16 protein-coding genes and 4 tRNA genes are annotated in these 14430 nt (G+C 64.2%); 16 read left to right on the forward strand and 4 right to left on the reverse strand.

Translation table 11 applies throughout. From position 1 onward, the window contains the following. Positions 1-3: 3 nt before the first annotated feature. Positions 4-699, forward strand: a complete 696-nt coding sequence (locus R3P93_RS23845; protein ID WP_068046274.1) for a demethylmenaquinone methyltransferase — start codon at positions 4-6, stop codon at positions 697-699. 6 nt (positions 700-705) lie between these two features. Here the strand turns inward: R3P93_RS23845 and R3P93_RS23850 are convergent, their stop codons facing one another. Continuing rightward, positions 706-1953 carry a geranylgeranyl reductase family protein gene (locus R3P93_RS23850; protein WP_317534324.1) on the reverse strand — a complete coding sequence of 416 codons (1248 nt, stop codon included), beginning with the start codon at positions 1951-1953 and terminating at the stop codon, positions 706-708. A gap of 188 nt (positions 1954-2141) precedes the next feature. Here R3P93_RS23850 and R3P93_RS23855 point away from each other — a divergent pair, with 188 nt between their 5' ends. Next, a complete protein-coding gene (locus R3P93_RS23855; RefSeq protein WP_317534325.1) occupies positions 2142-3161 on the forward strand; it encodes a polyprenyl synthetase family protein in 1020 nt (339 codons plus the stop codon). 89 nt (positions 3162-3250) lie between these two features. After that, positions 3251-4120 carry a zinc metalloprotease HtpX gene (gene htpX, locus R3P93_RS23860; RefSeq protein ID WP_068046268.1) on the forward strand — a complete coding sequence of 290 codons (870 nt, stop codon included), beginning with the start codon at positions 3251-3253 and terminating at the stop codon, positions 4118-4120. Positions 4121-4290: 170 nt separating this feature from the next. Here the strand turns inward: htpX and R3P93_RS23865 are convergent, their stop codons facing one another. Continuing rightward, positions 4291-4791, reverse strand: coding sequence for a YajQ family cyclic di-GMP-binding protein (locus R3P93_RS23865; RefSeq protein WP_008713817.1), 501 nt, complete (start codon positions 4789-4791; stop codon positions 4291-4293). Positions 4792-4966: 175 nt separating this feature from the next. On the opposite strand from R3P93_RS23865, the gene R3P93_RS23870 reads away from it, so the two are divergent. The 11 genes from R3P93_RS23870 to rplA all read left to right on the forward strand — a co-directional run bounded on the left by R3P93_RS23870 (position 4967) and on the right by rplA (position 9739). Continuing rightward, positions 4967-5049: transfer RNA gene (locus R3P93_RS23870), tRNA-Tyr, on the forward strand. Between the two features lie 149 nt (positions 5050-5198). Further along, positions 5199-5271, forward strand: a tRNA-Thr gene (locus tag R3P93_RS23875). A gap of 62 nt (positions 5272-5333) precedes the next feature. Then, a tRNA-Met gene (locus R3P93_RS23880) sits at positions 5334-5406 on the forward strand. Between the two features lie 81 nt (positions 5407-5487). Beyond that, on the forward strand, positions 5488-5655 hold the full coding sequence (gene rpmG / locus R3P93_RS23885) for a 50S ribosomal protein L33 (RefSeq protein WP_027498281.1): 168 nt from the start codon (positions 5488-5490) through the stop codon (positions 5653-5655). Positions 5656-5793: 138 nt separating this feature from the next. Next, positions 5794-6306, forward strand: coding sequence for a (3R)-hydroxyacyl-ACP dehydratase subunit HadA (hadA, locus tag R3P93_RS23890; protein WP_068046265.1), 513 nt, complete (start codon positions 5794-5796; stop codon positions 6304-6306). Next, positions 6293-6718: a (3R)-hydroxyacyl-ACP dehydratase subunit HadB gene (gene hadB / locus R3P93_RS23895; protein WP_068046262.1), complete on the forward strand. Its 426-nt coding sequence runs from the start codon at positions 6293-6295 to the stop codon at positions 6716-6718. Before hadA ends, hadB begins: the two co-directional genes overlap by 14 nt. A 190-nt stretch (positions 6719-6908) precedes the next feature. Beyond that, positions 6909-6981 (forward strand) — tRNA-Trp (locus tag R3P93_RS23900). Positions 6982-7011: 30 nt separating this feature from the next. Further along, positions 7012-7491, forward strand: a complete 480-nt coding sequence (secE, locus tag R3P93_RS23905; RefSeq protein WP_317534326.1) for a preprotein translocase subunit SecE — start codon at positions 7012-7014, stop codon at positions 7489-7491. A 65-nt stretch (positions 7492-7556) separates the two neighbouring features. Next, positions 7557-8381 (forward strand): transcription termination/antitermination protein NusG, encoded by an 825-nt coding sequence (gene nusG / locus R3P93_RS23910; RefSeq protein ID WP_094641109.1) that lies wholly within the window; start codon positions 7557-7559, stop codon positions 8379-8381. Positions 8382-8443: 62 nt separating this feature from the next. Next, positions 8444-8878 carry a 50S ribosomal protein L11 gene (rplK, locus tag R3P93_RS23915; RefSeq protein WP_008713829.1) on the forward strand — a complete coding sequence of 145 codons (435 nt, stop codon included), beginning with the start codon at positions 8444-8446 and terminating at the stop codon, positions 8876-8878. A gap of 141 nt (positions 8879-9019) precedes the next feature. After that, a complete protein-coding gene (gene rplA / locus R3P93_RS23920) occupies positions 9020-9739 on the forward strand; it encodes a 50S ribosomal protein L1 (protein ID WP_027498276.1) in 720 nt (239 codons plus the stop codon). Positions 9740-9809: 70 nt separating this feature from the next. Here rplA and R3P93_RS23925 read toward each other — a convergent pair whose 3' ends face one another. Together R3P93_RS23925 and R3P93_RS23930 are read right to left on the reverse strand one after the other, a co-directional pair. Next, positions 9810-10721 carry an alpha/beta fold hydrolase gene (locus R3P93_RS23925; RefSeq protein WP_057475224.1) on the reverse strand — a complete coding sequence of 304 codons (912 nt, stop codon included), beginning with the start codon at positions 10719-10721 and terminating at the stop codon, positions 9810-9812. A 10-nt stretch (positions 10722-10731) separates the two neighbouring features. Further along, positions 10732-12678 carry a CocE/NonD family hydrolase gene (locus tag R3P93_RS23930; RefSeq protein WP_094665462.1) on the reverse strand — a complete coding sequence of 649 codons (1947 nt, stop codon included), beginning with the start codon at positions 12676-12678 and terminating at the stop codon, positions 10732-10734. Between the two features lie 173 nt (positions 12679-12851). Here R3P93_RS23930 and R3P93_RS24700 point away from each other — a divergent pair, with 173 nt between their 5' ends. Continuing rightward, the gene (locus tag R3P93_RS24700; RefSeq protein WP_228139278.1) at positions 12852-13436 is read left to right on the forward strand and encodes a hypothetical protein; all 585 of its coding nucleotides are present in this window, start codon (positions 12852-12854) and stop codon (positions 13434-13436) included. Between the two features lie 189 nt (positions 13437-13625). Further along, complete coding sequence (locus tag R3P93_RS24705) at positions 13626-14423, forward strand: Mu transposase C-terminal domain-containing protein (RefSeq protein WP_449619219.1); 798 nt, start codon at positions 13626-13628, stop codon at positions 14421-14423. The last annotated feature ends 7 nt before the right edge of the window (positions 14424-14430 follow it).

A 14430-nucleotide genomic window follows, 5' to 3' on the forward strand; every position in this document is an offset into this window, starting at 1 on the left:
TTCGTGGCCCAGACATCACGCGCAACCCTGGCAAAAGAGCCCCACGAGGTGGCGTCGATGTTCGACGGCGTCGCCCGTCGATACGACATCACCAACACGGTTCTGTCGTTCGGACAGGACCGGAGTTGGCGCAAACTGACTCGGCGCGCCCTCGATCTCAAACCTGGCGAGCGGGTACTCGACCTCGCCGCTGGCACCGGCGTCTCGACCGTCGAACTCGGGCTCAGCGGAGCCTGGTGTGTTGCCACCGATTTCTCCAAGGGCATGCTGCAGGCAGGACTGCAGCGAGGCGTTCCGATGGTCGCAGGCGACGCGATGGCACTGCCCTACGCCGACGCCAGCTTCGATGCTGCCACCATCTCCTTCGGCCTCCGCAACGTCTCCGATTTCGACGCAGGCCTGCGCGAGATCGCCCGCGTCACCAAGCCAGGCGGCAGGCTCGTCGTCTCGGAGTTCTCCACGCCGGTGTTCGGACCGTTCCGCACGGTGTACATGGAGTACCTGATGAAGGCGTTGCCGAAAGTCGCTCGCGCCGTGAGCAGTAACCCCGACGCCTACGTCTACCTGGCCGAATCCATCCGCGCGTGGCCGACGCAGGAGCAATTGGCGCAGCGCATCGCCGATGCAGGCTGGACCGACGTGCAGTGGCGCAACCTCACCGGTGGAATCGTGGCTCTGCACAAGGCAACTCGGCCCTGACGCGATTCAGGTAAATGGCGGCCGGGAATCGATTTTCAGCGATCCGGTTCCCGATGCCCGCCAGGTTCGGGCGACGAGGTCGCTGTCCGCTTCGGTGATGAGGTTTCCCATGCAGCGGACGGCGACTTTCATCAGTGCCCGTGAGCGCATGCCCACCGGTCCCGCTGCGGGTAGGAATCTCGGCACCGTCAACAGTCCGGCGAGGCGTCGAGCGATGGAGAAGGCCTGCCCGTAGTGGTCGCGCAGCAGGGTCGGCCAGGCGTCGGTGAGGTCGGGGTGATCGAGCAGGTCGACGACCATGCGGCCGCCTTCGAGTCCGTAGTCGATGCCCTCGCCGTTGAGTGGGTTCACGCAGGCTGCGGCGTCGCCGATGATGGCCCAGTTGGCGCCTGCGATTCCCGAGACCGCGCCGCCCATCGGCAGCAGAGCCGACGCCACCGAGCGCAACTCCCCGCCGAGGTCCCATTCGCCGCGGCGCTGGTGGGTGTAGAGGTCGAGCAGTGGCCGCAGCGCTCCGGGTGCCGGCCTCTTGGCGGTGGCCAGGGTGCCGACGCCGATGTTGATGGTTCCGTCGCCCAGCGGGAAGACCCAGCCGTAGCCGGGTTGCAGAGTGCCTGCCGCGTCACGTAATTCGAGGTGCGAGCTGATCCATTCGTCGTTGCTTCGGCCCGAGTCGATGTAGGCGCGAGCGGCGACGCCGAATGCGGTGTCGCGATGCCATTGCCGCCCGAGTTGTTTGCCCAGAGTGGAGCGGACGCCGTCGGCGACGATGAGTGTGCGACAGGAGATCTCGTGTGCGCCGGCGGCGGTCTGCAGGGTTACCGAGCGGACCGAATTGCCGTCTCGGGTGACGGCGACAGCCTTCGCTCCCTCGGCCATCGCGGCTCCGGATTCGACTGCGGCGACGCGAATCCTGTCGTCCAATTCGGTTCGGGGAACTGCACTTCCGACGGTGGGAAGGGACTTGCTCGGCCACTCGAGTTCCAGTTCCTGCCCGAATCCGCTCAGTCGCAGTCCTCGGTTGCGCGCTTTGCCGCGCACCCACTCACCCAGACCCAGCTGATCGAGCTCGGCGACGGCACGTGGCGTCAACCCGTCGCCGCACGTCTTGTCGCGGGGGAACACTGCCGCGTCGGCCAGGACGACGTCGCGGCCGGATCGCGCGGCCCATGCCGCAGCGGACGATCCTGCGGGGCCCGCGCCCACGACCAAAATGTCGGTCGCGGTGGGTGGGGCGGGATGGGGAGAGGTCACGGGTTCCAGTATCCCGATTTCTACCAACGGGTGCGGCGAGGGCCTCCGGTCGACGCCGTGTGAAGCGTCACCTGTGGTCGGTGACACCGTCCCACCGGTGTGCACGCTAGGTTCACTACGGTAGAAGGCGAGCAGTGGCGCTTCGCCGCTGCCGCCGGCATGTCGACGACAGGACAGGGACCAACATCGTGAGTACAGACGACGCTGCCGTAGCAACGGTCGTTGCCGGAGTCGACCTGGGTGACCCGGAGCTCGCGCGAACCGTCGCCGACGGCCTCGCACGCGTCGAAGAACTGATGATCAGCGAGCTCTCCGACGGTGAGGAGTTCCTCACCGAGGCCGCTCTGCACCTGGCCAAAGCCGGCGGAAAGCGCTTCCGACCCCTGTTCACCGTGCTGACCGGTCAGCTGGGACCGTCGCCGACCGATCCGGCGATCGTCACCGCGGCCACGGTCGTCGAGCTGGTTCATCTGGCGACGCTCTATCACGACGACGTCATGGACGAGGCGTCGATGCGTCGAGGTGCCGAGAGCGCGAACTCACGCTGGGGCAACAGTGTGGCGATCCTCGCAGGCGACTACTTGTTCGCGCATGCGTCTCGTCTGGTGTCCACCCTCGGACCCGACGCCGTCCGCATCATCGCCGAGACCTTCGCAGAACTCGTCACCGGTCAGATGCGCGAAACCGTCGGGGCCAAGAGCACCGACGATCCCGTCGCGCACTACCTGAAGGTCGTGTGGGAGAAGACCGGATCGCTCATCGCCTCCTGCGGACGCTTCGGCGGCACGTTCAGCGGCGGCGACGCCGAACATGTGGGACGCCTCGAGCGCCTCGGTGACGCCGTCGGTACCGCCTTCCAGATCTCCGACGACATCATCGACATCTCCTCGGCAACCGAGCAGTCCGGAAAGACTCCCGGTACCGACCTGCGGGAGGGCGTACACACTCTGCCGGTGCTCTTCGCGCTGCGCGAGGAAGGTGCCGACGGCGATCGGCTGCGCGAGATCCTCGCCGGTCCGGTCACCGAAGACGCGCTGGTCACCGAGGCTCTGGAGCTGCTGCAGCGCTCACCCGGCATGGTCTCGGCAAAGAAGACACTCGGTGAATATGCCGCGCGGGCACACGCAGAACTCGCCCTGTTGCCGCAGGGTCCGGCCAACGATGCCCTCGGCCGCCTGGTGAACTACACCGTCGAGCGCGTCGGGTAGTCGGCTCGGACTTCGGGCCGGGAACTGCCGGTCCAGGTGTTTTCGTTGAATCGGGTAGGAAGACCCGGTACGAGGAGGCATCTTCAGTCATGAACGGTTACGCGAACGGTGCGAAGACTTTCGGCCTGTTGGTCGGGATGTCGGCGCTCATCGTGTTCATCGGTTCGCTGTTCGGTAACGCGACCATTCTCATCGGCTCCATCGTGTTGGCAGTCGGCGTCAACGGCTACGCGTACTTCAACAGCGCGAAGATGGCCCTGCGGTCGATGCATGCGGTGCCGGTGACCGAGCTCGAGCAGCCGGCGATGTATCGCATTGTGCGTGAGCTGGCGACGGCCGCTCATCAGCCGATGCCTGCGCTGTACGTCAGTCCCACCAACAACCCCAACGCGTTCGCCACCGGCCGCAACCCCCGCAACGCTGCGGTGTGCTGCACCGAGGGCATTCTGCGGATCCTGGACGAGCGGGAACTGCGCGCGGTGCTCGGGCACGAGCTCTCGCACGTCTACAACCGCGACATCCTGATCTCGTCGGTGGCCGGTGCGATGGCGTCGGTCATCTCGGGTCTGGCGAACCTCGCCTTCTTCGCCAACATTTTCGGCGGACGCGGCAACGGGGGCCCGAACCCGCTCGCGTTGCTGCTGGTGTCGATGCTGGGGCCCGTTGCGGCCAGCCTGGTTCGCCTTGCGGTCTCTCGTTCGCGTGAGTACCAGGCCGACCAGTCCGGGGCCGAGCTGACCGGTGACCCGTTGGCGCTGGCGTCGGCGCTCCGCAAGCTCGAGCAGGGAGTGCAGCTGGCACCGCTGCCGCCCGAGCCGCGGTTGGCGGCGGAGTCGCATCTGATGATCGCCAATCCGTTCCGCATGGGCGACAAGGCCGGGCAGCTGTTCGCCACCCACCCGCCGATGGCCGACCGCATCGAGCGACTCGAGCGGATGGCCGGCCACCGGCCGTACTGAGCGGCTGCGCCGCATGTGAGCAGAAACTCGTAGCCCACTACGAGGTTCCGTGCACATGCGGCGCAGGAGTGGAGCCTGCGGAACGACCCGGGTGAGCAGGAGTGGAGCCTGCGGAACGACCCAGGTGAGCAGGAGTGAAGCCTGCGGAACGACCCAGGTGAGAAGCCGCTCTACCGGTAGTTGACGAACTGCAGCGCGATGCCGAAGTCCTCGTTCTTGAGCAGCTGCTGGATGGCCTGCAGGTCGTCGCGCTTCTTGCTGCTCACGCGCAGTTCGTCGCCCTGGATCTGCGCCTTGACGCCCTTGGGGCCGTCGTCGCGGATCTTCTTGGAGATCTTCTTTGCGTTCTCGGTCGTGATGCCCTGCACCAGCTTGCCGGTGACCTTGTAGACCTTGCCGGACGCGGCCGGATCGTTGGTCTCGAAGGCCTTGAGGGAGACGTCCCGTCGGATCAGCTTTTCCTTGAACACGTCGAGGGCGGCCTTGACCTTCTCCTCGGATTCGGACGTGATGACGATCGTCTCGGACTCGCCGCTACCGGACCATTCGATGCTGGTGTCGGATCCGCGGAAGTCGAAGCGGGTCGCCAGCTCCTTCGCGGCCTGTCCGACGGCGTTGTCCACTTCCTGTCGGTCGACCTTGCTCACTACGTCGAAGGACGAATCAGCCACTTCTCACACTCTCCAGTCGAATCGAAAATTTGGTTTGGCGGTGGTGTCGGTCCACATCCCGCAGGGACTTTATCGGCCCGCTACCGACCGTATCCACCCGGTTTGCGTTCCGGGGGGACGTTCGTTGTATTCTTCTCACCGCGCCGAAGAGCAGTACGGGCTTCGATCGCATCACGGCAGATTGCCCGAGCGGCCAATGGGAGCGGACTGTAAATCCGTCGGCTTATGCCTACGTAGGTTCGAATCCTACATCTGCCACACCTGGAACCCCGGCGAGGATTTCTCTCGCTGGGGTTTCCATGTGAAGAGGGACAGGAACGGCTCGCTGACCACGCAATTTGGTAGTCGGCGCTCCGAATGTGTAACCTCTTGAAGGCTTCAGCGCACGGCAACATGCGTAGTTGCTCGCCCCCTTAGCTCAGTCGGTAGAGCGTTTCCATGGTAAGGAAAAGGTCAACGGTTCGATTCCGTTAGGGGGCTCGCTGGATTGGATGGCTCGACGTCGCGTTCCCCGCGTGGGATGGTGGACGGTGAGCACCTGAGGCGGTGTAGCTCAGTTGGTAGAGCAAACGACTCATAATCGTTGCGTCGCCGGTTCAAGTCCGGTCACCGCTACACAGTAGGCAAGCACGACCAGTAGCACTCATGAACAGTCCTGATTGACCCTGATCAGATTTACCCGAAAGTAGGCGTCCAGTGGCCTCCTCCACCGATGTGCGGCCCAAGATCACCTTGGCCTGCGAGGTTTGCAAGCACCGCAACTACATCACCAAGAAGAACCGTCGGAACGACCCCGACCGCATCGAGCTGAAGAAGTTCTGCTCCAACTGCGGAACGCACCGGGCGCACCGCGAATCCCGCTAGTCTGCTCGGCTCGCTGGTTCGCAGTCCCGATTTTTCTTCGGCGCCCGGCGTTAGGTCGCATTTTCTTCCCTAACGGCTCTTGCGTCCAGGGTAGAAAAGGTCTCCACCGTGTCACAAGCTCCACATGACGTACCGGCCATGGATGCATCCGCTCACGCGGCGTCCATGGTCGGTTGTCATTTCCGCGTCGACGACTTCTACGAGGTCGGCCGCGAGAAGGTTCGTGAGTATGCGCGTGCCGTCCAGGATTTCCATCCCGCGCACCACGACGAGGACGCAGCGAAGGGCCTCGGTTACGACGGTCTCCTCGCGCCCTTGACCTTCGTTTCCCTGCTCGGGATCATGTCGCAGACCCGCATGTTGCAAGAGGTCATCACGGGTTACGACCCGAGTCAGATCCTGCAGACCGATCAAAAACTGGAGTTCCATCGCCCGATCCAGGTCGGCGATCGAATTTTCTGCGACGTGTATCTCGAGTCGTTCCGGCAGATGGGTGGCAGCGACATCATGACCACCAAGAACATCATCACCGATCAGAACGGCGACCTCGTGCAAACCACGTGGACGACGATCGTCGCGCGAACCGGCGGGGAGATCGACGAGAACATCGCCCATGCGGTGAAGGAAGTGATCAGGCATGGCGCTTCGTAACTTCGACGACGTATCGGTCGGGGACGAACTGCCTGAGCGAGTGGTGTCCCTGACCCGCGGCGACCTGGTCAACTACGCAGGCGTGTCCGGCGATCCCAACCCGATCCACTGGAGTGACGAGGTCGTCGCGCTGGCCGGATTGGACGACGTCATCGCGCACGGGATGCTGACGATGGGCCTCGGTGCCGGTTTCGTCACGTCGTGGCTCGGCGACCCGGGTGCGGTCACCGAGTACAACGTGCGCTTCACCAGTGCGGTGTTGGTCCCGGCCGATGCCCCGGCGTCGGTGGAGTTCACCGGCAAGGTCAAGTCCGTGGACGCCGACGAGCGAACCGCGATCGTCGCCATCGTCGCGAAGTCCGCAGGCAAGAAGATTTTCGGGCGAGCGACCGCAACGGTGCGCTTGGCCTGAGCATGGTCGATCCGCCGGAGGTCGTTCACCGCCGGGACGACGGGATTTATCTGTTCCGAAGGGTGTGCAGTACACTGAGATTTCTGGGGTAATTCGGCGCTCCGCGCTGCCCGCGTCCTCCCTCTGGAGAGCGCGAAGGCTGTGTGTGGGAGCCGAATGGACACCAGAGCGGCCGAGAAGCTTCGGCCGAAGGGGCGTAGCTCAATTGGTAGAGCAACGGTCTCCAAAACCGTAGGTTGCAGGTTCAAGTCCTGTCGCCCCTGCCCAAGGTGTCAGCAACTGAGAGGAACGACGTGAGCGAGGAGCGCGGTAAGCGCGACGGTCGATCGGAGGAGGAGTTCGAGAACTCCTCGGCCTCGGACGACGTCGCACCTGGCTCCGAGGGCCGTCCTTCCGATGCTGACACCACCGCTGGTGAATCCGCTGCAGACGCCGTGGTACCCACCGGCAAGCGATCGGCCAGCAGGTCCCGCGGTAGCGCTTCGAGCGTGTCGATGTCCAAGGCTCCGGCCGCATCCACCGCGCCGGCCAAGGCCAAGACCGGTAGGACCCGATCGGGCAAGGTCAAAGCCGACAAGCGGCCGAACGTGTTCATGCGTCTGCTGCAGTTCTTCCGTGAGGTCGTCGCCGAGCTTCGCAAGGTCATCTGGCCGAACAAGAAGCAGATGGTCACCTACACCAGCGTCGTGCTCGTCTTCCTGACGTTCATGGTCGCGTACATCAGTGGCCTCGACCTGCTCTTCATCCAGGGCGTCGGCTGGCTGTTCGGCTGACCGATCGCAGCTGCGTGAACTACCGACGATCGAACCGAGCAGGAAACTAGAGAAAGGGTGCTGACGTGAGCACGCCGCACAACGACGCCACCGAAGTGGCCGCATTCGACGCCGATGTCGAGGCGACCAAGCAGGGCCTCGAAGCGGAGCAGGCCGCTCAGGACCGCGAAACCGACGAAGCCATCAAGGCCGACGTTGCCGCCGCTGCCGGTGAGGACGTTCCCGCCGAAGACGGCGAGGCAGCCGACGCCGACGTGACAGCCGAGCCCGAGGATCCCGTCGCCGAGATGAAGGCGGCTCTGCGCCGCGCTCCCGGTGACTGGTACGTCATTCACTCGTACGCCGGCTACGAGAACAAGGTCAAGGCCAACCTCGAGACTCGCGTGCAGAACCTCGACGTCGGCGACTACATCTTCCAGGTGGAAGTTCCCACCGAAGAGGTCACCGAGATCAAGAACGGCCAGCGCAAGCAGGTCAACCGCAAGGTTCTGCCCGGTTACATCCTCGTGCGCATGGAACTCAACGACGAGTCATGGGGAGCGGTTCGCAACACTCCCGGCGTCACCGGTTTCGTCGGTGCCACCTCGCGGCCGTCACCGTTGACCATCAACGAGGTCGTCAAGTTCCTCATGCCGCAGGAAGGTGCCAAGAAGGACGCGAAAGCGACCGCAGGCGCAGCCGAGCAGGGCGGCGACACCACGTCGAAGCCGACCATCGAGGTCGACTTCGAGGTCGGCGAGTCGGTCACCGTCATGGATGGCCCGTTCGCCACCCTCCCCGCGAGCATCAGCGAGGTCAACGCAGAGCAGCAGAAGCTCAAGGTGTTGGTATCGATCTTCGGCCGTGAAACACCGGTCGAGCTCGGCTTCACTCAGGTCTCCAAGATCTAGAAGCCGACCACAGACTTGCAGTAGCAACCGCAAGAAACCCGAGCGAATACAAGGAAAAAGAAATGCCCCCGAAGAAGAAGAAGCTAGCCGGGATCATCAAGCTTCAGATCCAGGCCGGTGCCGCCAACCCGGCACCGCCCGTCGGCCCCGCACTGGGCCAGCACGGCGTCAACATCATGGAGTTCTGCAAGGCGTACAACGCCGCGACCGAGTCGCAGCGCGGCAACGTCGTGCCGGTCGAGATCTCGGTCTACGAAGACCGTACGTTCGACTTCAAGCTGAAGACTCCTCCCGCCGCCAAGCTGCTGCTCAAGGCCGCAGGCGTGGCGAAGGGCTCCGGCGAGCCGCACAAGACCAAGGTCGCCAAGGTGACCATGGACCAGGTGCGCGAGATCGCCAAGACCAAGCAGGAAGACCTCAACGCCAACGACATCGATCAGGCCGCGAAGATCATCGCCGGCACTGCTCGCTCGATGGGCATCACCGTCGAAGGCTGATTTACCTGCCCAGCAGGAGCGAAGCCTGCGGAGCGACCGTTCCAGCAGGAGCGGAGCCTGCGGAGCGACCAAAGACACAGAACGTGGGAGAGCCGGCCAGGCTCGTCAACCACACTGAACTCGAACGAAGGACAGTAAGACATGGCAAAGCGCAGCAAGGCCTACCTCGAGCAGGCCGCAAAGATCGACCAGGACAATCTCTACTCTCCTCTCGAAGCCGCCAAGTTGGCCAAGGAGACCGCGTCGAGCAAGTTCGACCCCACCGTCGAGGTTGCAGTGCGACTCGGCGTCGATCCCCGCAAGGCGGATCAGATGGTGCGCGGCACCGTCAACCTTCCCCACGGCACCGGCAAGACCGCTCGGGTTATTGTTTTCGCCGCTGGTGAGAAGGCTGCAGAGGCCGAGGCAGCAGGAGCCGACGTCGTCGGAGCAGAAGATCTGATCGAGCGCATCCAGGGCGGTTTCCTGGACTTCGACGCCGCGATCGCCACCCCCGATCAGATGGCCAAGGTCGGCCGCATTGCCCGTGTCCTCGGACCGCGTGGCCTGATGCCGAACCCGAAGACGGGCACGGTCACCAACGATGTGACCAAGGCCGTCAACGACATCAAGGGCGGCAAGATCAACTTCCGCGTCGACAAGCAGGCCAACCTGCACTTCGTCATCGGTAAGGCCTCGTTCGACGAGACCAAGCTGGTGGAGAACTACGGCGCAGCGCTGGACGAGATCCTGCGTGCGAAGCCGTCGTCGGCCAAGGGTCGTTACGTCAAGAAGGTCACCGTCTCGACCACCACCGGACCCGGCGTCCAGGTCGATCCGAACCGCACGCGCAACCTCCTCGAGGACGACGCGAACGCGTAATTTCGTATCTGCGAACGAAGGCCGGTCTCCCCAGGGAGGCCGGCCTTCGTCGTAGGGTCTTGCCGAGGATCTAGGCCGCGTTCGCGCGAGCGAAGTTGGCCAGGACGATGCCGCTGATGCGGTCGAGCAACGCGGCGGGTAGGTCGTGGGCCATGCCGTCTATCAGCGTCAGCTCGGCACCGGGAACGGCGCGGGCGATGGCCTTGCCGCACGACGGTCGGACCAGTCTGTCGGCGGTCCCGTGAATGACGGTCGTCGGCGCGGTGATCTTCTTCGCGTACGGCCGCAGGCTGCCGGTGCCGGTGATCGCAGCCATCTGCCGCACGACGCCCGAGGGGTTGTAGTTCCGCTCGTACATCACCTGCGCGATCTCCAGTTGTTCCTCGAGCGGAGTGCGGAAGCCGGGAGAGCCGATGGTGGACAACGTCTTTGCCGAATGCGCGATGATTTCCTCTTTCGTGGCGTCCTTCCCGACGCCACCGAGCAGGGGCAGCAGGGCGCGTGGGTCCGGCGGAGGCAGGAACGGCTCGTTGGTGCTCGAGAAGAGAATGCCCACCGATTCGGTTCGTTCGGGGTAACTACCGGCGAAGACCTGAGTGATCATGCCTCCCATCGATGCACCGACGACGTGCACGGTATCGATGCCGAGGTGATCGAGTACTCCTACGGCGTCGGCGGCCATGTCGACGATCGTGTAGGGCACGTCGGAAGACATCCCGAGCTCGTGTCGGATCATTCGGAGGATCTGGGATCCCCGCACCTTTTGCCCGGTCATCTTCGTGGACAGTCCGATGTCGCGGTTGTCGATGCGGATCACTCGGTATCCCGCATCGACGAGGCGGGTACAGAAATCCATGGGCCACAACGTCAATTGCGCGGACAGGCCCATGATCAGCAGGACCGCAGGGTCATCGACCGAACCCATGTCCTCGTACGCGATCTCGACGGAGTTCGCCGGCGCGATGCCTTGTTCGATTCTCATGATGTCGTTCCTACCAGCCCGGCTCACCGAGTATGGGCACCACCAGGTAGCTCGGGCTTTCCGGGTCGATGCTGATGTCCTGTTTGCGTAGTCGAGTGCGCAGTAGGTCCGGCAAGATCGGGATGAACCGTGGTGTGTCGGTGGCGAATACGTCGACCCGGAGTCGGTGGCCAGTGGCGATGACGGCCTCGGTGGTGAGAATGTCGATATCGAGAACGATGGGTTCGCCGATGGGTACCGGAAGCAGCGCCGCTTCGGTGAGCGGGTGGTAGGGCCGGGTGTAGTCGCCGTTCGGCGCGAACAAGGAACGTTCGTCGTCCACGGCTCGACGCGAGGCCAGAAGAGCGCCGTTGCTGAGCACCGTCGAGGTCCCGTCGGGAGCGACGTCGCAGATCATGATGGCCCACAACGCTTCCCGTGCGTGGCAGACCACTCGAAGATGCAGATTCATCGGACCGGACAGAACGGCGTCCGACTCGGCCGGACCGGTGGTGAAGGTGACTGCGGCACCTTCGGCGAACCGGTTGTCGTAGGTGAATCCGCCCCCCAACACTGCCGTCACGCCGGCGAGTACCTGGGTGGTGTCACGCGAGACGACGGCCCGCAACGAGGGCCGCACCGTCAGGATGTCGCGGGACGTGGCCGGTTCGGTCGTGAGGCTGCCGTCGGCTACGGCGTGGGCTGCCGTTCCTGAGGGCGTCGCCGACAGGTACAGCCTGCGTGGTTGCGCCCGCGGAGCCGGAAAGCGGCCGTGCGCAGTCCAATTGCCGCCCTGTTGACGCAACGTGACGGGGCCGTAGTTCTCGATTCCGTTGTCGATGTCGCGTAGCCACTTGTCGAACCAGGCTCGCTCGAGCATATCGAGACGCGGTGGAAAGCCCGGTTCGCCGAACCCGATTCCGGGGTTGCCGTGGTACCCGTCACCGACGAGCAACTGCTTCGATCCGCGTTCGAGGGACAGCCGGTTGTAGATGTCGGGGGCGGAGCCGCCGAAGATGTCGTGCCAGCAGCCGTACAAGAATGTCGGCACCGCGATGTCCTCGATGGCGGCGTCGATGGTGTCGTAGTACTCGTCGTCGTAGATTCGTGAATCTCGTCCTGTGACAAAGCCTTTGGCCAGATCGAACAGGTTGGTGGCGGGGGACAGGGTGCGATCGCGGAGCCAGGTGAACGTGTCGATGCCGCCGATGGCCGGTGCCCACTTCAATGCGTTGACGGCGGTGAGCCACAGCGGGATGAACGCCGAGGTGGCCCCTCCGGTTGCGAAGATCTCGCGGACGATGTCCACCGAGCCCTCGACGGCGAAGATCGCGTCGAGCCCGGCGGGTTGCTTGGCTGCGGCCTGCAGCGCATTGATCGCCGAGTACGAGATGCCGGCCATTCCCACCCTGCCGTTGCACCAGTATTGGCGTCGGGCCCAGTCGATCACCTCGAGGGAATCGAGTTGTTCGCGGGTGCCCAGCACGTCCCAGGTGCCCGAGGAACTGCCGGTGCCGCGGACATCGACGATCATCTGAACGTACCCGCTGCGGACGAGGTGCCGGTTGACCGACAGCAGGTCCGCCGCCCCGCCTGCAACCACTCGGGTGATCTCGGTGATGCCGTCGAAACGGGTTCCGGTGAGGTCGAACGCGGACGAGAAGGCTCTGATCGCACGACCGAGAACAGGGGTCTCGAGGATCGTGTCGATGCTCTTGATCAGCAGCTTGTTGTACGGCGTCAGATTCAGGACGGTGGGAAAACTCCCCGTCACCGCCTTACCCGATGCGTCGGCGGGGCGGACGACGTACGCGCGCAGCGCTGTGCCGTCGCTCATCGGGATACGAACGTTCGCCGATACCGACACTCGCGGATACCGCGGTTCCTCGCGCACGATCGCCGCCCACGCCGCTGCCGCGTCGCCGCCGCTGGGGTCGCGTACGGGTTGCAGTAGGGGGTGGGGCTGCACGGCAGTCATGAACGTCGACTAGACCGTCGAACGACCCTGTTTGTCCCGAGGTGTCAACTTCAGAAGACGGCTGCACTCTTTGCAGGCGTTTCGAGGGTGAGTGCACGTGTCTTCTGACATTCTGATGTCAGAAGTGCGGTGCACGGTCGCACGTTCGGCTCTCGGTGACAGGGAGGCTTGTGGTGGACCCCGACAAGCTCGACGTCGTGGAGACCGGTGTGCTGACAGCGTCGGGGGAGCGGTGGTCCCAGGCCGAGGCCCGTTTCGCTGTCCTGGCTCCCTTGCTGGAGATGCATTCGGTGCGTTCGGAAGCGGTCGACGATGCCGCGCAACGGTTGGGATTGTCCAGGCGGCAGGTCTACACGTTGGTCGGCAGGCTCAGGAACGGGACGGGGACAGTCACCGATCTTCTGACGAAGGTCTCGTCGGGAGGGCGTGGCCGCAGCCGAGTAGCGGCTGAGGTCGAGGAAGTGATCGGCGATCATCTCACCCGCTATTTTCTTCACCGCCAGAAGCTGAGTGTCGCTGCGCTGCACCGACGTATAGCACTGGCGTGTCATCGCGCGGGTTTGCCGGTGCCGGCCAGAAATACCGTCACTGCGCGTATCGCCGCGCTCCCTCCGGCATCGGTGGCCAGGTCAGGCGGAGGACCCGATGCCGCCCGCCCACGTCAGTCCGCCGGCGACGTTCCACCGACGGTTTCGGGGATTCTCGATCAGGTCCAGATCGACCACACCGTCGTCGATCTGATGGTCGTTGACGAGTAAGAGCGGTAACCGATCGGCCGCCCCTACCTGACGATCGCCGTTGATGTCTTCAGCCGTTCCGTACTCGGGTTCGTCGTCACTCTGGAGCCGCCGTCGTCGATATCGGTCGGGTTGTGCCTGGGCCGCGTGTGCTGCGGGAAGCAGACGTGGCTGGAGGCATGCGAGCTGGCGGAGCAGGTGCAGTGGCCGATGGCGGGGAAGCCGAAGCAGTTGTATCTCGACAACGCCTCCGAGTTCAAAAGCGAAGCGCTGCGCCGCGGATGCGCCCAGCACGCCATCACCCTCGAGTACCGTCCTCCGGGCCGACCGCACTACGGCGGGATCGTCGAACGCATCATCGGAACGGCGATGACGGCGGTGCACGAGCTGCCTGGGACCACCTTCTCGAACCCAGCGGACCGAGGAAGTTACGACTCGGACAAGCACGCGGCGTTGACATTGCGTGAGTTGGAGCGTTGGCTGGTCCTGGCTATAGCCTCGTATCACGCGAGCGTTCACGCAGGGATCGGGAACACTCCGGCCGCCGTGTGGGCCGGTGGGGTCGCCGCAGTTGGTCATGCCCCTCGTGTGGTGCTCGGCGAAACCGCGTTCTTGGTGGACTTTCTTCCCGTCATCCGGCGACGTCTGACGCGGACGGGCTTCGTTCTCGATCACGTGCACTACTTCTCGAACGCGCTCAAACCGTGGGTTGCGCGGCGAGAGGATTTGGGGCGGTTCGTGATACGACGTGACCCACGCGATTTGAGCAGAATCTGGGTCCTCGAACCAGACGGTGCCGGCTATGTCGAGGTGCCGTACCGGACGATGTCACATCCCGCGGTGACACTGTGGGAGCACCGAGCTGCTATCGCCCGTCTCCGCGAACAAGGTCGGTCGAACGTCGATGAGAGCGCTCTGTTTTCGATGATCGAGCAGATTGTCAATGGACATCGGGAAGTGACCACAGGCGGTCACGAGAACTGCCCATGGGTGGCCAACAAGAACTGACCGGTGG

The organism is Rhodococcus cerastii, from assembly GCF_033042195.1.
Classification (GTDB): Bacteria; Actinomycetota; Actinomycetes; order Mycobacteriales; family Mycobacteriaceae; genus Rhodococcoides.

Bases quoted from the DNA above. Each gene is read 5' to 3' on its own strand.
- R3P93_RS24705 (WP_449619219.1), top strand. From the start codon at position 13,626: ATGGCGGGGAAGCCGAAGCAGTTGTATCTCGACAACGCCTCCGAGTTC.
- R3P93_RS23925 (WP_057475224.1), bottom strand. From the start codon at position 10,721: ATGAGAATCGAACAAGGCATCGCGCCGGCGAACTCCGTCGAGATCGCG.
- rplK (WP_008713829.1), top strand. From the start codon at position 8,444: ATGCCCCCGAAGAAGAAGAAGCTAGCCGGGATCATCAAGCTTCAGATC.
- htpX (WP_068046268.1), top strand. From the start codon at position 3,251: ATGAACGGTTACGCGAACGGTGCGAAGACTTTCGGCCTGTTGGTCGGG.
- hadA (WP_068046265.1), top strand. From the start codon at position 5,794: ATGGATGCATCCGCTCACGCGGCGTCCATGGTCGGTTGTCATTTCCGC.
- hadB (WP_068046262.1), top strand. From the start codon at position 6,293: ATGGCGCTTCGTAACTTCGACGACGTATCGGTCGGGGACGAACTGCCT.
- rplA (WP_027498276.1), top strand. From the start codon at position 9,020: ATGGCAAAGCGCAGCAAGGCCTACCTCGAGCAGGCCGCAAAGATCGAC.
- R3P93_RS23930 (WP_094665462.1), bottom strand. From the start codon at position 12,678: ATGACTGCCGTGCAGCCCCACCCCCTACTGCAACCCGTACGCGACCCC.